A 20,046-nucleotide genomic window follows, 5' to 3' on the forward strand; every position below is an offset into this window, starting at 1 on the left:
AATGGGATGAGCAGGCAATGAAAAGGCGGGCAATGAAAATAAGTATAGCCAGCGCCGCAAAAAGCTTTCGCCCAGGGCTTGCACCGACACTGACGGTGTTGGTGCTGCTGCCGCTGATGGTCGGCCTGGGCTTCTGGCAGTTGTCTCGCGGCCATGAAAAACAGCTGCTGGTGGACAGCTACGCCGAACGGCGTGTGGCTGAGCCGGTCAGCGGTGTACAGCTCAATGACATGGCTGATCCCGCCTTTCGCCGTGTGCGTCTGCGCGGGCAGTTCGACGCCCAGCACAGCGTGTTGCTCGACAACCGCATGCGCGATGGCAAGGCCGGTGTCGAGCTGCTGCAACCTTTCCACGACCAGGCCAGCGGCCAATGGCTGTTGCTCAATCGCGGCTGGCTGCCCTGGCCAGACCGGCGCATCTCGCCCGCCTTCACCACGCCTGAACAACCGTTGAATCTCGACGCCTGGGTGTACGTGGCGCCTGGCGAAACCTTTCAATTGCATGCCGACCCGGCAACCGCGCAATGGCCGCGCCTACTGACTGCGCTGCACCCGGCCGCGCTGTGGGCCGAGCTGGGCCGCACAGGGTTTGCCTACGAGCTGCGCGCCGAAGCCGGGCCCGCTGTGTACGAAACGACATGGCCGATCGTCGCGATGGGCCCTGAAAAACACATGGGGTACGCGGTGCAGTGGTTCGCCATGGCCTTGGCGCTGCTGGCGCTTTACCTCTACCTCGGCTGGCACAACACAAAAAAGGAGAAGCCCCATGGGAGCGGCCATGAATCCACTCAACGTGTCTGAGCTGCCAAACCGGCGCAAAGGCCGCTGGCAGTTGATCCTTATTCTGATGATGGTGATCGGCCCGATGGCGCTGGCGACCTTTATGTACAAGCTGCAGTTTTGGGTGCCGGACAGCCGCAGCTATCACGGCGAGATGATCGGCAACGGCCAGACCCGCGCCGATATCGGGGTGCAGGCCGATGAAAGTCGCTGGCAACTGCTGGTCACGGCGCCCGCGGCCTGCGCCGCTGACTGTCAACAATTGGTGTATCTGGCGCGTCAGCTGCAAATCGGCCTGGGCCGCGATGCTTCCCGTGCCAGTCATGCCTTGGCCAGCGTGCAACCGGTGAGCGGCGAATACGAGGCGAAGCTCAAGGCCGAATATCCTCAACTACAACGTTACCCGCTGGACCTGTCGACCTTCACCAAGGCCGCCGCCGCCCCTGGCGATGCGCAGCTGTGGATCGTCGACCCCCACGGCAACCTGGTGCTGCGATATGACGCCAAGGTCAAGGGCAAGGATTTGCTCAACGACCTTCGCCACCTGCTGAAACTGTCGAACATCGGATAAGGGCATCGTCATGGCCAAACCTGGATTTCGCCTCGCGTTGTTTGCCACCTTGCTGGCGCTGATTGTCGTGTTGCTCGGCGCTTATACCCGTTTGACCCACGCTGGCCTGGGTTGCCCGGACTGGCCTGGTTGCTACGGTTTTATCAGCGTGCCGCAGAGCGAAGCCCAACTGGCCCATGCCGAGCTGCACTTCCCCGATACGCCAGTTGAGGCCGACAAAGGCTGGGCTGAGATGACGCATCGCTACTTCGCCGCCACCTTGGGTTTACTGATTGTGCTGTTGGCGGCGCGCTCGTGGAGTCATCGGCGCGATCCCGGTCAGCCGGTGAAGCTGCCGTTATTCCTACTGGCGGTGGTCTTTGCCCAGGCGGCGTTTGGGATGTGGACGGTGACGTTGAAGCTGTGGCCGCAGGTGGTGACCGGCCACCTGTTGGGCGGTTTCGCCACCTTGAGCCTGCTGTTTTTGCTGACGTTGCGCTTGTCGGGCGTACTGCCAGCGCTGATCGTGCCCAAGCGCCTGCAATATTGGGCCACCGCCGGGTTGGTGCTGGTGATCGGGCAGATTGCGCTGGGTGGCTGGGTCAGCTCCAACTATGCGGCAGTGGCCTGTATCGACTTGCCGACCTGCCATGGCGAGTGGTGGCCGGCGGCGGACTTTGCCAATGGTTTTCACCTCACCCAGCACATCGGCCCCAATTATCTCGGCGGGCAACTGGACAGCGAGGCGCGCACCGCCATTCACCTGACCCATCGCGTTGGCGCTGTGCTCGTCTCGCTGGTGTTGCTGGGCCTGGCCTGGCAGCTGCGTGCGGTGGGCATGACGCGTTTGGTGGGCCTATTGTTGATCGCTCTGGCCGCACAAATCTGCCTGGGGCTGAGCAATGTGTATTTCCATCTGCCGTTGCCGGTGGCGGTGGGTCATAACGCCGGCGGTGCGGCATTACTGCTGACGCTGGTGCTGGTCAACTACCACGCCCGCACGAGCCTGGTTCGGGTGCGCAACCAACTGCCGTTTGGTTGGCGGTTTATTCCACGCAAACACGTATCGGGCCTCATCACCCTTAAAGGAGAGATGCCATGGCGGCCTTGATCGGCGCGCGTCACGACCAGGCGCTCTGGCGCGACTACCTGGAGCTGACCAAGCCGAAAGTGGTGGTGCTGATGCTGATCACCTCCCTGGTGGGTATGTTCCTGGCGACCCGCGCGGGGGTGCCGTGGACGGTGCTGGTGTTCGGCAATCTTGGGATTGCGCTGTGTGCGGGTGGCGCAGCAGCGGTCAACCATGTGGTAGACCGACGCATCGATGCGGTGATGGCACGCACCCATAAGCGGCCCTTGGCCCAAGGGCGCGTATCACCGTTGGCGGCGTTGGTGTTTGCATTGTTGCTGGCGGTGGCGGGGTTAGTGCTGCTGCTGACGTTTACCAACCCCTTGGCGGCGTGGCTCACCTTGGCTTCGCTGCTGGGTTATGCGGTGATCTACACCGGCTTTCTCAAGCGTGCGACGCCGCAGAATATCGTCATCGGCGGTTTGGCCGGCGCGGCGCCGCCGTTGCTGGGCTGGGTCGCGGTCACCGGGCATATCAGCGCCGAGCCTTTGCTGCTGGTGCTGATCATTTTTGCCTGGACGCCGCCGCACTTCTGGGCCCTGGCCATTCACCGCAAGGAAGAATACGCCAAGGCCGACATCCCCATGCTGCCGGTCACCCATGGTGAGCACTACACCAAGGTGCATATCCTGCTCTACACCTGCGCCTTGCTGGCGGTGAGCTTGATGCCCTATGTCATCCACATGAGCGGCCTGCTCTACCTGGCGTGTGCCCTGTTATTGGGCGCACGCTTTCTGCAATGGGCCTGGGTGTTGTACCGTGGCGGTCGGCCGCACGCGGCGATCAACACCTTCAAGTACTCTATCTGGTACCTGCTGTTGCTGTTTATCGCCCTGCTCGTAGACCACTACCTATTGTTGAACCTATGACCCGAACTCAAAAAACCGTCTTTATCCTGGTGGCCATCGTCGCGTTGATCATGGGCCTGACCGTCAACAAAGTGCTCAATGGCAAAGGCCAGGGCGACCCTACCGCGTTGATCGACGCTGGGATTATCCTGCTGCCGCAAAGCCGCCAGCTGCCGCCGGTGACCATGACCAATCAGGAAGGCCAGCCGGTGCAGGTCAATGAATTGAAAGGCAAGTGGAGCCTGCTGTTCTTCGGCTATACCTTCTGCCCGGACATCTGCCCCACCACCCTCGCCCAACTGCGCCAGATCAAGAGCGAGCTGCCCAAGGACGTTGTGGATAAGTTGCAGGTGATCCTGGTCAGTGTTGACCCGAATCGCGATACGCCGACCCAGCTCAAGCAGTACCTGGGCTACTTCGACCCGCAATTTGTGGGGCTGACCGGCGCGAATGTGGACGATGTGCAGAAGGTGTCGAATGCGGTGAGCATTCCGTTTATTCCGGCCGATATCAGCAAGCCCAATTACACCGTGGACCATAGCGGAAACCTGGCGGTGATCGGGCCGGATGGTACGCAGCGGGGGTTTATCCGGGCGCCGTTGAATAACCAGAAGCTGGTGGCGCAGTTGCCCGTTTTGCTACAGCGTCAGTAACAAGCGACACATAACAAATGTGGGAGGGGGCTTGCTGTGGTGAGCGGGCTTGCCCCGCGCTGGGCTGCGAAGCAGCCCTAATGGATCTTCAGTGCACCCATCGGGGGACAAGCCCCCTCACCACAGCAAGCCCCTTCCCACATTTTTTGATCTCCAGTGTTTGGGAGATCGAGTTGCATCAGAACGCCGGCTTGATCGCGCCTTTGTACTTCTCTTCGATGAATTTCTTCACCTCAGGCGTGTGCAAGGCTGCAACCAGCTTCTTCACCGCGTCCGAATCCTTGTTGTCTTCGCGGGTCACCAGGATGTTCACGTAAGGCGAGTCGTTGCCTTCGATCACCAACGCATCCTTGGAAGGGTCCAGCTTGGCTTCCAGAGCGTAGTTGGTGTTGATCAGCGCCAGGTCGACCTGGGTCAGCACGCGCGGCAGGGTGGCGGCTTCCAGTTCGCGGAACTTCAGGCCTTTAGGGTTGACGGTGATGTCCTTGATGGTCGACAGGATGTTGGTCGGGTCCTTCAAGGTGATCACGCCCGCTTTAGCCAGCAGCAACAGCGCACGGCCGCCGTTGGTGGCGTCGTTCGGGATCACCACGTTGGCACCGCTTGGCAGCTCGTCCAGTTTTTTATACTTGCTGGAGTAAGCGCCCAGAGGCTCCAGGTGCACGGCACCAACGCTCACCAGGTGAGTGCCCTTGGCCTTGTTGAACTCATCCAGGTACGGCTGGTGTTGGAAGAAGTTGGCGTCCAGGCGCTTTTCAGCCACCTGTACGTTGGGCTGTACGTAATCGGTGAAGACTTTGACCTGCAAATCCACGCCTTCTTTGGCCAGTGCAGGTTTCACGAATTCCAGGATTTCTGCGTGCGGCACCGGCGAGGCTGCGACCGTAATGGTCTCGGCGTGGGCGGAAAACGCAGCAACGGCGGCGAAAGCAACCAGTAGTTTTTTCATCCAACAAGCTCCTTGTTCGGGCAGGTGCTGGCGTGTGGCCAGCAATGCTCGTTATTTTCGAGAAAAGTGCACCACCAGCTTGTCGCCGACGGTTTGCAGAATTTGCACCAATATCAACAGCATCACCACGGTGACCACCATCACATCGGTCTGGAAGCGCTGGTAACCGAAACGGATCGCCAGGTCGCCCAGGCCACCGGCGCCGACCACACCGGCCATGGCCGTGTAGGACACCAGTGTAATCGCCGTCACCGTAATCGCCGCGTAGATGCCGGGGCGGGCTTCAGGCAGTAGGGCATTGGTGATGATCTGGCGCGTAGTGGCGCCCATCGACTGGGTGGCTTCGATGATGCCGCGGTCCACTTCGCGCAGGGCAGTTTCCACCAGGCGCGCAAAGAACGGCGTGGCACCGACCACCAGCGGCGGAATCGCACCCGCCACGCCCAGCGAAGTGCCGGTGATCAGTACGGTAAACGGGATCATCACGATCAACAGGATGATGAACGGCAGCGAGCGCAAGATATTCACGACCAGCGACAGCAGCGCATACAGGCCTTTTTGCTCGAACAACTGACGCGGGCTGGTCAGGAACAGCAGCACGCCCAACGGCAGGCCAAGCACCACGGTAAAGAACAGCGAACCAAACAGCATGGTCATGGTGTCGCCGGTGGCGAGCCAGATTTCCGACCAGTCGATATTGGCGAAGAAACTCAACAGGGCTTCCATTAGCGCAGGATCTCCATATGGACATCAGCGGCGGTGAAGCGGGCAAAGGCCGCCTCCATGTCGCCACCGGTGACGGCGAGGGTCAGTTGCCCGTAGGGGATGTCTTTGATGCGGTCGATACGACCGGCGAGGATGCTGTAATCCACACCCGTTTCACGAGCGACGGTACCCAGCAGCGGCGCGTAGGTCGCTTCGCCCTGGAACGTCAGGCGCACGATGCGGCCCGGTACGTGGGCGAAGTCATCGCGTTGCTCGTTTTCGTCGACCTGTTCGGACTCTTGCACGAACCGCTTGGTGGTCGGGTGCTTGGGGTGCAGGAACACCTCGGCGACCGAGCCTTGCTCGACGATCACACCGGCGTCCATCACGGCCACCTGGTCGCAGACACGGCGGATTACGTCCATTTCATGGGTGATCAGCACGATGGTCAGCTTCAACTCGCGGTTGATCTCGGCCAGCAGTTGCAGCACCGAAGCGGTGGTTTGCGGGTCGAGGGCGCTGGTGGCTTCGTCGCACAGCAGGATTTTTGGCTTGGTCGCCAGGGCGCGGGCGATGCCGACGCGCTGCTTCTGGCCGCCGGACAACTGCGCCGGGTACTTCTTGGCGTGGTCCGACAAGCCGACACGGGCGAGCAGCTCGGCGACGCGCAGGTCGATGTCCTTGCGCGACAGCTCGCCGGCCAGGGTCAGCGGCAGCGCCACGTTGTCGGCGACGGTCTTGGAGGCCAGCAAGTTGAAGTGCTGGAAGATCATCCCGACCTGCTGGCGGAAACGGCGCAGGCCGTTGGCGTCCAGGGCGGTGACTTCTTCGCCGTCGACGCTGATTTGGCCGCCGCTCGGTTCTTCGAGGCGGTTGATCAGGCGCAGCAGGGTGCTTTTGCCTGCACCCGAATGGCCAATAAGGCCAAACACCTGGCCGTTCTCGACGGTCAGGTTGGTGGGGTGTAGCGCGGGGATATCCTTACCGGCGACGCGGTAGGTTTTATGGACGTTATGAAACTCGATCACGTAGCGAACCTTGTGGGGCGCATGGAAAAGGGATCAGCGGTTAGCCGGGCGCGCATTTTAGCCTGTCCGTATAGCGTTTCTTAGCATTTATTTCGCATTCAACCAGCGATTTGGCAATAACGCGATCAAAGGTCATAAAAAAGGAACGGTGCAAAACGGTGTCAGTCACTACTTAGGCAACGCGATTTCCCGGGTGCCGTGCCTGGGTCTGGATAAGGAGATTTGACTGATGAGTACCAAAAAGCCAAAGAGCGAACTCGCCGGAACCGACACCCTGGACCGTAAGAACACCAACGCCAAGCTGCAAGCCTTGGAAACGTTCCGTTCCGACGCCACCGGCCAGGCCTTGCGCACGAATCAAGGCGTCAAGATTTCCGACAACCAGAACAGCTTGAAGGCTGGCGCACGCGGACCTTCGCTGCTGGAAGACTTCATCATGCGTGAGAAAATCACGCACTTTGACCATGAGCGTATCCCCGAGCGCATCGTGCATGCGCGCGGCACAGGCGCACATGGCTATTTCCAAAGTTATGAAAACCACTCGGCGCTCACCAAGGCCGGTTTCCTGCGCGACCCGGGCCATAAAACCCCCGTGTTCGTGCGTTTTTCTACGGTGCAGGGCCCGCGCGGTTCCGGCGACACCGTGCGCGATGTGCGTGGGTTTGCGGTGAAGTTTTTCACCGACGAAGGCAACTTCGACCTGGTGGGCAACAACATGCCGGTGTTTTTCATTCAGGACGCGATCAAGTTTCCTGACTTCGTGCATGCGGTAAAACCTGAGCCGCACAATGAGATTCCTACCGGCGGCTCGGCGCACGATACGTTCTGGGATTTTGTGTCGTTGCAGCCAGAGTCGGCGCACATGGTGATCTGGGCCATGTCTGACCGTGCGATTCCCAAAAGCCTACGCAGCATGCAGGGCTTTGGCGTACATACCTTTCGCTTTATCAACGCCGAAGGCGTCTCCAACTTCGTCAAGTTTCATTGGCGCCCTACCGCCGGTACTTGCTCGCTGGTGTGGGACGAAGCGCAGAAGCTCGCGGGTAAAGATACCGACTACCACCGTCGCGACTTGTGGGAATCCATCGAAACCGGCGATTACCCCGAGTGGGAGTTGGGCGTTCAAGTGATCCCTGAAGACAAGGAGCACGCGTTTGACTTCGACATCCTCGACCCGACCAAGCTGATTCCCGAAGAGCTGGTGCCGATCACGCCGCTGGGCAAAATGGTGCTGAACCGCAACCCGGATAACTTCTTTGCCGAAGTTGAGCAGGTGGCGTTCTGCCCTGGGCATATCGTGCCGGGTATCGACTTCTCTAACGACCCGCTGTTGCAGGGGCGTCTGTTTTCCTACACCGACACGCAGATCAGCCGTCTCGGCGGCCCGAATTTCCATGAGCTGCCGATCAATCGGCCGGTCGCGCCGTTTCATAACGGCCAGCGCGATGCCATGCACCGCACGGTGATCGATAAGGGCCGCGCTGCGTATGAGCCTAATTCGATCGATGGTGGCTGGCCGAAAGAAACACCTCCAGCGGCGCAAGACGGTGGGTTCGAGTCTTATTACGAGCGCATCGATGCCCATAAGGTGCGTGAGCGCAGTGAGTCATTCGGCGACCACTTCTCCCAGGCGCGTCTGTTTTTCCGCAGCATGAGCAAGCACGAGCAAGAACACATCATCTCGGCCTATAGCTTTGAGCTGGGCAAGGTGGAGCGTGAGTTTATTCGGGTACGCCAGGTCAACGAGATTTTGGCCAATATTGACTTGGAGCTGGCCAAGCGTGTTGCGCAGAACCTTGGTCTGCCGGTGCCGAAAAAAGGCACGGTGGAGGAGCGCAAGACTTCATTGGCACGCTCGCCGGCATTGAGCCAGGCGAATTTGCTGCCGGCCGATATCAAAACCCGCAAGGTGGCGATTTTGGCCGCCAATGGCGTGGACGGCGTGGCGATTGCGGCGTTGAAGAAGGCGCTGGCCGCCGAAGGTGCGCATGCCAAGGTGCTGGGGCCAACGTCAGCGCCGGTCACCACGGCAGATGGCAAGAGCCTGGCGGTGGATGCGTCGATGGAAGGTTTGCCGTCCGTTGCCTTTGATGCCGTCTTCGTGCCCGGCGGTAAAGCGTCGGTGAAGGCATTGAGCGAGGACGGCGTGGCGCTGCATTACTTGCTGGAGGCGTACAAGCACCTGAAGGCGATTGCCGTTGCCAGTGACGCGAAGTCATTGCTGGACCTGCTCAAGCTTGAGGCAGATGCGGGGCTGATCGTGGGGGCGGATGCGAAAGCGTTCAAAGCGTTCTTTGCCGCGATTGGGCAGCATCGGGTTTGGGATCGTGAGGCGAAGGCCAAGGCGATTCCGGCTTAAACTTTGGGTTGTTAGTTAGATCGCTATCGCAGGCAAGCCCCCTCCCACATTTTGATCTGTGAATACATTCAAAGTGTGGGAGGGGGCTTGCCCCCGATGGCTTTATTCAGCCTTGCGCGGAATCAGAACAACCTGCGCCGGAATCTTCTTCAAGATCTGCCGGTGAAGTTTCAGGTCATACCCCGAATCGATACGTTTGACCCGCTTGGTCAGCAACGTGGCCAGCCAAGGGTAATCCTCAGTACGCGGCACCTGAATGCTCACATCACACTGGTAATTCACAACATCGGTGGCGATCGCATCAAGTTGATGGCGCAGTTCCTGGATATCGGTGAGGTTCAGCGCCACGGTGGTGCTTTCAGCTGCCGGGTCGATGACCTTGGCCACTGGCTTGGCTTCGGCAGCCTTCAAGGCCGCTTCGGCTTGGTCCAGCTCGGCCTTGCGGGCGTGGCTGATGGCGCTGTTAACGCCGCCGGTCAGCGCGGGCGCCTTGGGCATCAGTGCGCGGGCACGGCTGAGTGCGGTGGCTGCGGCGTTGACATCACCTTTTTGCAACACGATCTGGCTGCGTTGCAGGTAGGCTTCGGCCAACTGGCGCTGGTACGGCTCAAGCGCCGGGTCGTTGGGCGACTGGGCCTGCAATGCGGCAAGCTGGTCTTCGGCGGTGGCCAACTCACTGCTGGCCAGGTTTTGCTCCAGCTGCGCGATGGCCGTAGCGCGTGCGTCCGGGGCCGGGTTGGCGGCGGGCGGTGTGCTTTGACAGGCGCCCAGCAGCAGGGAAAATGCGGCAAGGAGCAGATAACGGGAGGTGAACGGCTTCATTCCTGCGACTCTCTATTTGCGCAAAAAGCGAGCAAGTCTACACCCCTCGACGGGGCAGGACAAAACTCAGCAGAAACAGGGCGGCGGCCGAGACCACAATCGATGGCCCGGCCGGCGTGTCCTTGAACCAGGACAACGCCAGGCCCCCGCACACGGCCAGCATCCCCAACAAGCTGGCGCCAATCGCCATCTGCTCCGGTGAGCGGGCGTGGCGCTGGGCGGCGGCGGCGGGAATGATCAGCAGTGACGTGATCAACAATACGCCGACAATCTTCATCGCGACAGCAATCACTACCGCGATCAACAGCATCAGGGTCATGCGCAGTGCGGGGACGGGCAGGCCTTCTACCCTGGCGAGTTCTTCGTGCACGGTAATTGCCAGCAGCGGACGCCACAGGGCAACCAGCAACGCCAACACGGCCGCACTGCCGCCGAGTATCCAGGCCAGGTCAGTGGGGCTGATCGCCAGCAAGTCGCCGAACAGGTAGGCCATCAGGTCGATGCGCACTTCATGCATAAAGCTCAGCACCACCAGGCCCAGCGACAAGGTGCTGGGCGCCAGGATGCCTAGCAGGGTGTCGGACGCCAGCGGCTGGCGTTGTTGCAGGGTCACCAACAGCACCGCCAGCAGCAGGCAGCCAACGGTCACCGCTATGGTCGGGCTGACATCCAGCAAGAAGCCCATCGCCACGCCCAAGAGCGCGGCGTGGGACAACGTGTCACCGAAATAGGCCATGCGTCGCCACACCACAAACGAGCCCAACGGGCCCGCCACCAACGCCAAAGCCAAGCCTGCCAGCAGGGCGTAGAGCAGAAAATCAGCCATGCTTGCAGCTATCTCCATGAACATGAGGTGTAGCGGGATCGTCGACCACTGCGCCATGCAGGTCATGGGCGTGGTCGTGATGGTGGTGGTAGATCGCCAGGCTCTGGGCGTTCTTGCCGAACAACTCGACGAATGCCGGGTCGCCGCTGACTTGCTCCGGATGGCCAGAGCAGCACACGTGGCGGTTGAGGCACACCACCTGGTCGGTGGTGCTCATGACCAGGTGCAGGTCGTGGGACACCATCAGCACGCCGCAGCCATGGCGGTCGCGCAGACGGGTGATCAGGCTGTACAACTCGGCCTGGCCGGCGACGTCGACACCTTGCACGGGCTCATCGAGCACCAGCAGTTCCGGCTCGCGCAACAGAGCGCGGGCCAGCAAGACACGCTGCATTTCGCCGCCTGAGATGCTTTGCACCGGGCTGTCGATCACCTGCTCGGCGCCGACTTCCTTGAGTGCGGCCTGGGCGCGGGCGCGGTCTACACCGGGCACCAGGCGCAGAAAGCGCAGTACGGACAGTGGCAGCGTTGGGTCGACGTGCAGTTTCTGCGGCATATAACCGACGCGCAGCTTGGGCTTGCGCCACACACTGCCGGTGTCGGGCTTGAGCAGGCCGAGTACGGCGCGCACCAGAGTGGTCTTGCCAGCGCCGTTGGGGCCGATCAGGGTAACGATCTGCCCCGGCTCTACGCTGAGCGCGATGTTATCCAGCACGGCTTGCCCGGCGAACGTGACCCCAACCTGCTCCAGGCGGATTAACGCGTTGCTCATCAAGCCCCCTGGCAACCGGAGCACAGGCCTACCACTTCGACCGTTTGCCCTTCGACCGTGAAGCCGACGTCGGCGGCGCTTTTGATAATGGCGTCGCTGATGCTTTTTTGTTCAAGCTCGATGGCGGCGTGGCATTCACGGCAAATCAGGAACTGGCCCTGATGCGCGTGTTCCGGGTGGTTGCAGCCCACAAAGGCGTTGAGCGAAGCAATGCGATGCACCAGGCCGTTTTCCAGCAGGAAATCCAGTGCGCGGTACACCGTCGGCGGCGCGGCGCGGCGGCCGTCTTGCTCGCTGAGCACGCCAAGAATGTCGTAGGCACCCAACGGCTTGTGGCTCTGCCACACCAGTTCCAGCACGCGGCGGCGCAGCGCGGTCAGGCGCAAACCCTTCTGTGCGCAGAGGGTGTCGGCCTCCGACAGCGCAGTGTGCACGCAGTGAGAGTGGTCGTGGGGACGGCTGGCAAGTGGTGTTTTAGGCATGAGCGGCGACAGATATTTGATAGAGACGTTATTATGTTACCCGTTCCTACGCCATTGAGTGGTCATCGTGTCCCGACTTTTTCCCGTTTTTGTCGTTTTCATCACCAGTTTGTTTATTGCGGGTGCCGCTCAGGCCGAGGTCAAGGTGCTGACGAGCATCAAGCCATTGCAGCTGATCGCCGCGGCTGTGCAGGACGGTGTAGCGGTGCCGGAGGTGTTGTTGCCGCCGGGTGCGTCGCCGCATAACTACGCGCTGCGACCATCCGACGTACGGCGTGTGCAGTCGGTCGATCTGCTCTATTGGATCGGGCCGGACATGGAGACCTTCCTGCCTCGCGTGCTCAAGGGGCGTAGCCTGCCGACGGTAGCCGTTCAAGACCTGCCAGGCATGAAGCTGCGTCGTTTTGGCGAAGATAGCCACTCTCACGCCGACGATGCTGATGAACATGACCACGATCACCGCCCAGGCAGCGTGGATGCGCACTTGTGGCTGTCGACGGTGAATGCCCGGGTGATTGCCGCGCGTATGGCCACCGACCTCAGCGCGGCCGACCCGGCCCATGCTGCAAAGTATCAGAGCAACGTGAAGGCGTTCATTGAGCGTCTTGATGCATTGGATGCCCGGTTGAAAACCCGCCTGGCAACCGTGGGCGACAAGCCGTATTTCGTTTTCCACGAAGCCTTCGATTACTTCGAAGATGCCTACGGCCTCAAGCATGCCGGCGTGTTCAGCGTTGCAGCCGAAGTGCAGCCTGGCGCCCAGCATGTGGCCGCCATGCGTACGCGGTTGCAGGAGGTGGGCAAGACCTGTGTGTTCAGTGAGCCGCCGTTGCGTCCGCGCTTGGCCGAGACCCTGGTGGCTGGCCTGCCGGTGAAGTTGGCGGAGTTGGATGCGTTGGGTGGGTACACGCCGGCTACAGCGCAAGGCTATGAGCAGGTGCTGGAGAAACTGGGGAATGACTTGGCTGGGTGCCTGGAATCACTCTAAAGCCCAGTGAAGATCAAATGTGGGAGGGGGCTCGCCCCCGATGGCGGTGGATCAGCAATGGGTGTGTTGGCTGGTACACCGATATCGGGGGCAAGCCCCCTCCCACATTTTTAATCCCGGTTGTCTTTTAGAGCGCGAACGGCAGTTGGATCGTGACCTGCTGGCGTTGCGCCAGGCGATGTTCAAATTCTGCCGGGTCGTGAATCAGTACGTCCTGACCCGCAAACGACTCAGCGGCGATCAGCCGTGACAACCAAAACCGCACACAGGCCACCCGCAACATCGTCGGCCACAGCTCAGCTTCTTTCGCAGTAAACGGCCGCAGCCCCGCATAGGCGCCCAGCAAGGCGCGAGCGCGTTGGCCGTCGATCACGCCGTCTTCATCTGAACACCAGTCATTCAGAGCGATTGCCACGTCGTACAGCATCGGGCCGGAACAGGCGTTGTAGAAGTCGATCAGGCCGGTAAGGTGCGTGCCTTCGAACATCGCGTTGTCGCGGAACAGGTCGGCGTGGATGTTGGCGCGTGGCAGGGCGAGGATCTGGGCCTTGTGGGCCTCTATCTCATCCAGTGCGTCTTGCAGCAGACGTTGTGGCGCCTCATCCAGGTGCGAAATCAGCTGTGCACCTTCGTTGAGCATCCAATCCAAGCCGCGATCGGTTTTGCGCTCCAGTACCTTTTCGCCTTGCGTCGCCAGGTGCAGATGGCCCAGCAGGTCGCCAACCTGGGCGCAATGCTGCGCGTTGGCGCTCTTGATGTGCTTGCCCGCCAGGCGCGGTTGTAGCAGTGCCGGTTTGCCTTTGAGCTCTCGCAGGGCCACGCCGTCGGTGGTGCGCAGCGCGTAAGGCACGGGCAAGTCGGCGTCATGGAGCACGTCGAGCAGTTCGATAAAGAACGGCATTTCGGCGACCGGGCCGCGTTCAACCAGGGTCAGGACGAATTCGCCCTGTTCCAGGCTGATAAAGAAATTGGTGTTTTCGCTACCGGCGGCAATTCCCTGGAAATCAAGCAGGCGGCCGAGCCCGTAAGGGGCGAGAAAGGTTTCCAGCTCGGGCCGAGCCAGGGGGGTGAACACAGACATGGTTAAAACTGCCAGTACGGGCGCCGCGATGGGCGGCGCCAATTGAAGTTAAGAAATCATTTCCATTCGAAAATCTTCCATGACGGGATCAGCATATCCGGCTGGTCAGAGCGGATGAAGTTCGCATCGGTTCCGTCTGCGCGCACCAGAAAATAAGGCGGTGCGCCCTTTGGCGTTACCTTGATTGCATACAGGAAACCGTTTTGGCGGTATTCCTGGATGGTCTTGTCGCCTTCCGTGCGAATGGTAACTTCCGGGTCGCCCCCGGGGGCGCTGTCTGCCGCCATGGCAGCCATGGGAGCGAGTGCAATCAAGCCAGTGAACAGCAGGCGATTGAATGTACGCATGATAACCTTGTCCCTTTGTCGTCATTGGTCCGGCTATTCTAGCGCCTGACCCGCCGAAAAGGTTGATCCTGCTCATGAGCCAAGCCCCCCTCGTCCTGGTGGACGGTTCTTCATATCTGTACCGCGCCTTCCACGCGCTGCCTCCGCTGACCACCTCCAAAGGCCTGCCCACCGGTGCGGTCAAGGGCGTGTTGAACATGCTCAAAAGCCTGCGCAAGCAGTATCCGGACAGCCCGTTCGCGGTGGTGTTCGACGCCAAGGGCGGGACCTTTCGCGACGATATGTACGCCGACTACAAGGCCAACCGCCCCAGCATGCCCGATGACATGCGCGTGCAAATCGAGCCCCTTCATCAGAGCGTGATCGCCCTGGGCTTCCCGCTGCTGTGTGTCGAGGGCGTCGAGGCCGATGACGTAATTGGCACTCTGGCCCGCAGCAGCGCGGCCGCCGATCGACCGGTGGTGATCTCTACCGGTGACAAGGACATGGCGCAGTTGGTCGACGGGCACATTACCTTGGTCAACACTATGACCGGTAGCGCGATGGACATCGAAGGCGTAAAGGAGAAATTTGGCGTCGCTCCGGAGCAGATCATCGATTATCTGGCGTTGATGGGGGACTCGTCCGACAACATTCCGGGTGTTCCGGGTATTGGCCCCAAAACGGCGTCCGGCTTGCTCGTTGGTGTGAACGGCGGGATCAAAGAGCTGTATGAGCAGTTGGACATTGTTCCGACCCTGCCGATCCGAGGCGCCAAGACGCTGCCGGCCAAGCTCGAAGAACATCGGGAGATGGCCTTTCTTTCTTACCGCTTGGCGACGATCAAGTGCGATGTGCCGCTGGACGTGGGTCTGGATGATCTGCACCTGAACGAGCCGGACCGCGAAAAACTGCTGGAGCTTTACTCGCTGCTCGAATTCAAGAGCTGGATCGATGACGTCCAGCGCGACGCCAAGCGCGTGGAGCTCAAGGCCGCGCCGGCTGCTGAAGAGGTTGTTGAGCCAGCGGCGCCGGTTGAGGCGAGCTACACCACCATCCTCGATCAGGCGACTTTCGATCTGTGGCTGGGGAAGCTAAACGCGGCGAAGCTGTTTGCATTCGACACTGAAACCACCGGCATTGACGCGCACCAGGCGCAGTTGGTGGGCGTGTCCTTCGCGGTGCAGGCCCATGAAGCGGCCTACATTCCGCTGACCCATTCCTACATCGGTGCGCCGCAGCAATTGGATCGCGACACCGTGTTGCTGGCCCTCAAGCCGCTGTTGGAAGACCCGACCAAGCTTAAGGTCGGCCAGCACGCCAAGTTCGACATGAATATTCTGGCCAACTGCGCCATCGGCGGCGACCCGGCGCAAGGCATTACCGTGCGCGGCATCGCGTTCGACACCATGCTCGAATCCTACGTGCTCAACTCCACCGCAACGCGGCATGACATGGACAGCCTGGCCAAGAAGTACCTGGACTACGACACCGTGAGCTTCCAGGACATCGCCGGCAAGGGCGCCAAGCAGCTGACCTTTGACCAGATTGCACTTGAGCAGGCCGGCCCGTACGCGGCCGAGGATGCCGACGTGACTTTGCGCCTGCATCAGGAGCTGTTTGCACAATTGACGGCCATCCCGAGCCTGGCGAGTGTGTTGACGGATATCGAGATGCCACTGGTGCCGGTGCTGGCGCGTATCGAGCGCCAGGGTGCTTTGGTGGATGCGCAGTTGCTGGGCGTTCAGAGCATTGAGCTGGGCGACAAGATGGTCGAGCTGGAGCGCCAGGCTTACGAGATTGCTGGTGAAGAGTTCAACCTGGGCTCGCCCAAGCAGCTCGGCGCGATTCTGTACGAAAAACTCGGTTTGCCCGTGCTGAAAAAGACCGGCAAAGGCCAGGCCTCCACGGCTGAGGAAGTGCTGGCCAAGCTGGCCGAAGATGATTACCCGCTGCCCAAGGTGCTGATGCAGTACCGCAGCATGAGCAAGCTCAAAAGCACCTACACCGACCGCCTGCCGGAGCAGATCAACCCGCGTACCGGGCGTATTCACACGTCTTATCACCAGGCGGTGGCAGCCACTGGGCGTTTGTCTTCCAGTGATCCGAACTTGCAAAACATTCCAGTGCGTACTGCTGAGGGGCGTCGGATTCGTCAGGCGTTTGTCGCGCCCAAGGGCTACAAACTGCTGGCGGCGGACTATTCGCAGATCGAGCTGCGAATCATGGCGCACCTGTCCAAGGATGAAGGCTTGTTGAATGCCTTCCGCCACAACCTGGACGTGCATACGGCCACGGCGGCCGAAGTGTTCAAGGTTGAGCTGAGCGAGGTCACCTCGGACCAGCGCCGCAGCGCCAAGGCGATCAATTTTGGCCTGATCTATGGCATGGGTGCGCAGAAGCTCGGCAAGGACATTGGCGTCGATACCAAGACCGCCAAGGCCTATATCGATGTGTACTTCGCGCGTTACCCTGGCGTTCGCGAGTACATGGATCGCACGCGCGGCCAGGCCGCCGATCAAGGCTATGTCGAGACCTTCTTTGGGCGCCGCCTGTACCTGCCGGATATCAACTCCAACAAGCCTCAAGAGCGCGCCGCCGCAGAGCGCACGGCGATCAACGCGCCGATGCAGGGCACGGCGGCAGATATCATCAAGAAAGCCATGGTATTGGTGGACAACTGGCTGACCGACTCGGGCCTGGATGCCAGGGTGATCCTGCAGGTGCACGATGAATTGGTGTTGGAGGTGCGCGAGGATCTGGTCGCCGAAGTCAGCGAAAAAATTCGCGAGCACATGAGCGCGGCTGCACAGCTGGATGTACCGCTACTGGTGGAAGTGGGCGTGGGCAATAACTGGGACGAAGCGCACTGATTACGGGGCTTTTCTGCCACCGCAAGGTGGTGGCAGAGTGCTTTAGTTCAGAAGTCGCCGTCAGTTATTTCCAATAGTTTTTTGAACCTGCCGGAACTTAACCCGTGAAGTGCCACTCAGAGTTACTGAATGGGTGGTGAAGCCCTTCAATGCTCCTATGTTGTGTTAAGTGTTGGCAGATATCTGGACCCCGCCCTAGCGGTCCAGTACTTGAACCCCGAACTTCCCCTCCCCATAAGAAGTCCGGGGTTTTTTTTGCCTGCAGAAAAGTTACTCGGCCAGTTCCGCGCCTTTGTCTGCTAATTCCATCCAGCCTGCCAGCACGGTGTAAGCGTCTTCCAGGCCCATGCGCTTTGGCGCCGAGAACAGTTGGATGGTGATCGCGTCGCCCCAGCCTTTACGGATTTCGGACTGCACTTTGAGCAGGGTGTTTTTGGCTGCGCCGTAGGTGAGCTTGTCGGCCTTGGTCAGCAAAATATGCATTGGCATGCCGCTGGCAACGGCCCAATCGAGCATCAACAGGTCGAAATCGGTCATTGGATGACGGATGTCCATCATCAAAATCAAACCCTTCAAACTCTCGCGGCCACCCAAGTAAGCCTCAAGGTGACGCTGCCAGTGCAGCTTCAACGGGATAGGTACTTTTGCGTAACCGTAGCCCGGCAGGTCGACCAGACGCCGATCATCGTCTAGCTTGAAGAAATTGAGCAGTTGCGTGCGGCCCGGAGTTTTCGAGGTGCGCGCGAGGCTGGCGTGGGTCAGGGTGTTCAGTGCGCTGGATTTACCGGCGTTGGAACGGCCAGCAAAGGCGACTTCAAAGCCTTCGTCATCGGGGCATTGGTCAACTTTGGCGGCGCTGAGCATAAACGTGGACTGTTGGCACAGGCCAAGGATGGGATTCTTGAGTTGCATGAGATTTCCGATGTGGGCGATGCCGAGAAAGGGTGCGGCAAGCGGTGTCGTTTCCGTTTCAGTAGGGCCAGTATATAATGCCGCAGATTTTGTGTGTGCTTTGTCCCAGCGAAGGATGAGGTTCACGGGAGCGAAAGACCTTTATTGCGCATTAGAACGCAAAACGCTCTCAAACCCTGAAATGGTCGACGTATGACCAGATGGTTGCTCGCTTTTGGTGTGCTGGCTCCGCTGTATGGCGCTCAGGCTACACAGGATCCAGAGGCGGTGTACAACCGAGTTTGCGTGGCTTGCCATGCCGGCCAGTTGCCTAATGCCCCCAAGCGGGGTGACCAGGCAGCCTGGGCGCCAAGACTGGCGCAGGGCATGGACACGCTGGTGCTACACGTGACCCAGGGTTTCAAGGCAATGCCGCCGCGTGGTTTGTGCATGGACTGCAGTACTGAGGATTACCAGGCCGTCATTGAGTTGATGGTGAGTAAACCCGGTAGATAACTCTTAAACCCCTTAGCCGTAGTTGGATTAGCTGATGAACAAACTGATCGTGAGTCTGCTGTTGACCTTGGGCATCACAGGTGTTGGCGTCGCAGCAGAGGGCCCCCTCAAAGGTGATGCCACTGCCGGTCAAGCGAAGGCCGCCGTGTGTGGTGCTTGCCATGGCCCGGATGGCAATAGCCCGGCGCCGAACTTCCCCAAACTGGCAGGCCAGGGTGAACGTTACCTGACCAAGCAGATGCACGACATCAAGGATGGCAAGCGCACGGTGCTGGAAATGACCGGCATGCTGACCAACCTCAGCGATCAGGACCTGGCGGATATCGCGACGTATTTTGCCAGCCAGAAAGGCAGTGTGGGAGCTGCTGACCCGAAACTGGTGGCTCGCGGGGAGAAGCTGTTTCGCGGTGGCGATCTGGAAAAAGGCCTTCCATCCTGCATCGGCTGCCATTCGCCAAACGGCGCAGGCATAGCTGCCGCCGGCTTCCCGCACCTGAGTGGCCAGCACACGGCCTACATCGCCAAGCAGTTGACCGACTTCCGTAAGGAAGAGGCAGGGCGAAACAATGATGATGCCGCGATCATGCGTACGATCGCCCGCAAGCTCAGTGATGAAGACATCGCGGCCGTCGCTAGCTACATCCAGGGCCTGCACTGAGGCGTACACAACGTTAACGCTCGATTAATCCATCGATGCAAGCATAAAAAGGGTGGCCTGGGCCGCCCTTTTTTGTGGCCGGTGCCGTTACACTAACGAACTCATGCCCGCGCAGACCTGTCACAACAACGGTCGCGTGAGGCGACTTTATTTGTCCAGGAGTAAAGCATGCGTAATCTGATCCTCAGCGCCGCTCTCGTCACTGTCAGCCTCTTCGGCATGACCGCACAAGCTGCCGACGTGCCGCTTGAAGCCGGTAAGACCTACGTTGAATTGGCAAACCCGGTACCGGTTGCGGTGCCTGGCAAGATCGAAGTGGTGGAGCTGTTTTGGTACGGCTGCCCGCATTGCTACGCGTTTGAACCGACCATCAACCCTTGGGCCGAAAAGCTGCCTAAAGACGTGAACTTCAAGCGTATTCCGGCCATGTTCGGCGGCCCATGGGATGCCCACGGCCAACTGTTCCTGACCCTCGAAGCCATGGGTGTGGAGCACAAGGTCCACAACGCCGTGTTCAATGCAATCCAAAAAGAAGGCAAGCGCCTGACCAAGCCGGATGAAATGGCTGAATTCGTTGCCACTCAAGGCGTCGACAAGGACAAGTTCCTGGCCACCTTCAACTCCTTCGCGATCCAGGGCCAGATCAAACAGGCCAAGGAACTGGCGCAGAAGTACGGCGTACAAGGCGTACCTACTCTGATCGTCAACGGCAAATACCGTTTCGACCTGGGCAGCACCGGCGGCCCTGAGCAAACCCTCAATGTTGCCGACCAGCTGATCGCCAAAGAGCGGGCAGCCAAGTAAGGGGCCT

The 20,046-nt window shown here is 60.2% G+C and carries 21 protein-coding genes; 11 read left to right on the forward strand and 10 right to left on the reverse strand.

Annotated elements, in window-relative coordinates; translation table 11 throughout:
• Positions 1-32 precede the first annotated feature (32 nt).
• The 5 genes from ICY20_RS08930 to ICY20_RS08950 are packed head-to-tail and all read left to right on the forward strand — an operon-like array spanning position 33 to position 3,959.
• Entirely contained in the window at positions 33-800 is a 768-nt protein-coding gene (locus ICY20_RS08930) for an SURF1 family protein (protein ID WP_159961891.1), read from the forward strand.
• Positions 766-1,350: a hypothetical protein gene (locus tag ICY20_RS08935; RefSeq protein WP_159961890.1), complete on the forward strand. Its 585-nt coding sequence runs from the start codon at positions 766-768 to the stop codon at positions 1,348-1,350. Before ICY20_RS08930 ends, ICY20_RS08935 begins: the two co-directional genes overlap by 35 nt.
• Before the next feature lie 10 nt (positions 1,351-1,360).
• Positions 1,361-2,440 carry a COX15/CtaA family protein gene (locus ICY20_RS08940; RefSeq protein WP_159961889.1) on the forward strand — a complete coding sequence of 360 codons (1,080 nt, stop codon included), beginning with the start codon at positions 1,361-1,363 and terminating at the stop codon, positions 2,438-2,440.
• The gene (gene cyoE / locus ICY20_RS08945) at positions 2,428-3,327 is read left to right on the forward strand and encodes a heme o synthase (RefSeq protein WP_159961888.1); all 900 of its coding nucleotides are present in this window, start codon (positions 2,428-2,430) and stop codon (positions 3,325-3,327) included. Before ICY20_RS08940 ends, cyoE begins: the two co-directional genes overlap by 13 nt.
• Positions 3,324-3,959, forward strand: a complete 636-nt coding sequence (locus tag ICY20_RS08950) for an SCO family protein (protein ID WP_194937304.1) — start codon at positions 3,324-3,326, stop codon at positions 3,957-3,959. The genes cyoE and ICY20_RS08950 overlap by 4 nt, the downstream gene beginning before the upstream one ends.
• Positions 3,960-4,137: 178 nt before the next feature.
• Here the strand turns inward: ICY20_RS08950 and ICY20_RS08955 are convergent, their stop codons facing one another.
• Genes ICY20_RS08955 through ICY20_RS08965 form a run of 3 tightly spaced genes read right to left on the reverse strand, consistent with a single transcriptional unit; the run spans position 4,138 to position 6,641 of the window.
• On the reverse strand, positions 4,138-4,908 hold the full coding sequence (locus ICY20_RS08955) for a MetQ/NlpA family ABC transporter substrate-binding protein (protein WP_159961886.1): 771 nt from the start codon (positions 4,906-4,908) through the stop codon (positions 4,138-4,140).
• A 51-nt stretch (positions 4,909-4,959) separates the two neighbouring features.
• Positions 4,960-5,634: a methionine ABC transporter permease gene (locus ICY20_RS08960; RefSeq protein WP_194937305.1), complete on the reverse strand. Its 675-nt coding sequence runs from the start codon at positions 5,632-5,634 to the stop codon at positions 4,960-4,962.
• On the reverse strand, positions 5,634-6,641 hold the full coding sequence (locus ICY20_RS08965) for a methionine ABC transporter ATP-binding protein (RefSeq protein ID WP_159961884.1): 1,008 nt from the start codon (positions 6,639-6,641) through the stop codon (positions 5,634-5,636). Before ICY20_RS08965 ends, ICY20_RS08960 begins: the two co-directional genes overlap by 1 nt.
• Before the next feature lie 229 nt (positions 6,642-6,870).
• Between ICY20_RS08965 and katE the strand changes: the two genes are divergently transcribed.
• A complete protein-coding gene (gene katE, locus ICY20_RS08970; protein WP_194937306.1) occupies positions 6,871-9,000 on the forward strand; it encodes a catalase HPII in 2,130 nt (709 codons plus the stop codon).
• Between the two features lie 102 nt (positions 9,001-9,102).
• Here katE and ICY20_RS08975 read toward each other — a convergent pair whose 3' ends face one another.
• From ICY20_RS08975 to zur, 4 genes are read right to left on the reverse strand one after another with little or no spacing between them, the layout of a single operon-like run.
• Positions 9,103-9,822: a PA5502 family lipoprotein gene (locus tag ICY20_RS08975; protein ID WP_194937307.1), complete on the reverse strand. Its 720-nt coding sequence runs from the start codon at positions 9,820-9,822 to the stop codon at positions 9,103-9,105.
• A 37-nt stretch (positions 9,823-9,859) separates the two neighbouring features.
• Positions 9,860-10,648, reverse strand: coding sequence for a zinc ABC transporter permease subunit ZnuB (gene znuB / locus ICY20_RS08980; RefSeq protein WP_159961881.1), 789 nt, complete (start codon positions 10,646-10,648; stop codon positions 9,860-9,862).
• A complete protein-coding gene (gene znuC / locus ICY20_RS08985; RefSeq protein ID WP_159961880.1) occupies positions 10,641-11,420 on the reverse strand; it encodes a zinc ABC transporter ATP-binding protein ZnuC in 780 nt (259 codons plus the stop codon). The genes znuB and znuC overlap by 8 nt, the downstream gene beginning before the upstream one ends.
• Positions 11,420-11,902, reverse strand: coding sequence for a zinc uptake transcriptional repressor Zur (zur, locus tag ICY20_RS08990; protein WP_159961879.1), 483 nt, complete (start codon positions 11,900-11,902; stop codon positions 11,420-11,422). Before zur ends, znuC begins: the two co-directional genes overlap by 1 nt.
• A 58-nt stretch (positions 11,903-11,960) precedes the next feature.
• Between zur and ICY20_RS08995 the strand changes: the two genes are divergently transcribed.
• The gene (locus tag ICY20_RS08995; protein WP_194937308.1) at positions 11,961-12,890 is read left to right on the forward strand and encodes a zinc ABC transporter substrate-binding protein; all 930 of its coding nucleotides are present in this window, start codon (positions 11,961-11,963) and stop codon (positions 12,888-12,890) included.
• 127 nt (positions 12,891-13,017) lie between these two features.
• Here the strand turns inward: ICY20_RS08995 and ICY20_RS09000 are convergent, their stop codons facing one another.
• Both ICY20_RS09000 and ICY20_RS09005 read right to left on the reverse strand, forming a co-directional pair.
• On the reverse strand, positions 13,018-13,971 hold the full coding sequence (locus tag ICY20_RS09000; protein WP_159961877.1) for a homoserine kinase: 954 nt from the start codon (positions 13,969-13,971) through the stop codon (positions 13,018-13,020).
• Between the two features lie 56 nt (positions 13,972-14,027).
• Positions 14,028-14,318, reverse strand: a complete 291-nt coding sequence (locus ICY20_RS09005; protein ID WP_038851128.1) for a DUF2782 domain-containing protein — start codon at positions 14,316-14,318, stop codon at positions 14,028-14,030.
• Between the two features lie 74 nt (positions 14,319-14,392).
• On the opposite strand from ICY20_RS09005, the gene polA reads away from it, so the two are divergent.
• Positions 14,393-17,170 carry a DNA polymerase I gene (gene polA / locus ICY20_RS09010; RefSeq protein WP_194937309.1) on the forward strand — a complete coding sequence of 926 codons (2,778 nt, stop codon included), beginning with the start codon at positions 14,393-14,395 and terminating at the stop codon, positions 17,168-17,170.
• A 270-nt stretch (positions 17,171-17,440) separates the two neighbouring features.
• Here the strand turns inward: polA and yihA are convergent, their stop codons facing one another.
• On the reverse strand, positions 17,441-18,082 hold the full coding sequence (yihA, locus tag ICY20_RS09015) for a ribosome biogenesis GTP-binding protein YihA/YsxC (protein ID WP_076952232.1): 642 nt from the start codon (positions 18,080-18,082) through the stop codon (positions 17,441-17,443).
• 192 nt (positions 18,083-18,274) lie between these two features.
• Here yihA and ICY20_RS09020 point away from each other — a divergent pair, with 192 nt between their 5' ends.
• The 3 genes from ICY20_RS09020 (at position 18,275) to dsbA (ending at position 20,039) form a co-directional block, all read left to right on the forward strand.
• Positions 18,275-18,577 carry a c-type cytochrome gene (locus ICY20_RS09020; protein ID WP_135291247.1) on the forward strand — a complete coding sequence of 101 codons (303 nt, stop codon included), beginning with the start codon at positions 18,275-18,277 and terminating at the stop codon, positions 18,575-18,577.
• A gap of 34 nt (positions 18,578-18,611) precedes the next feature.
• On the forward strand, positions 18,612-19,235 hold the full coding sequence (locus tag ICY20_RS09025; RefSeq protein WP_159961875.1) for a c-type cytochrome: 624 nt from the start codon (positions 18,612-18,614) through the stop codon (positions 19,233-19,235).
• Between the two features lie 168 nt (positions 19,236-19,403).
• A complete protein-coding gene (gene dsbA, locus ICY20_RS09030; RefSeq protein WP_159961874.1) occupies positions 19,404-20,039 on the forward strand; it encodes a thiol:disulfide interchange protein DsbA in 636 nt (211 codons plus the stop codon).
• The last annotated feature ends 7 nt before the right edge of the window (positions 20,040-20,046 follow it).

The organism is Pseudomonas pisciculturae, assembly GCF_015461805.1.
GTDB lineage: Bacteria > Pseudomonadota > Gammaproteobacteria > Pseudomonadales > Pseudomonadaceae > Aquipseudomonas > Aquipseudomonas pisciculturae.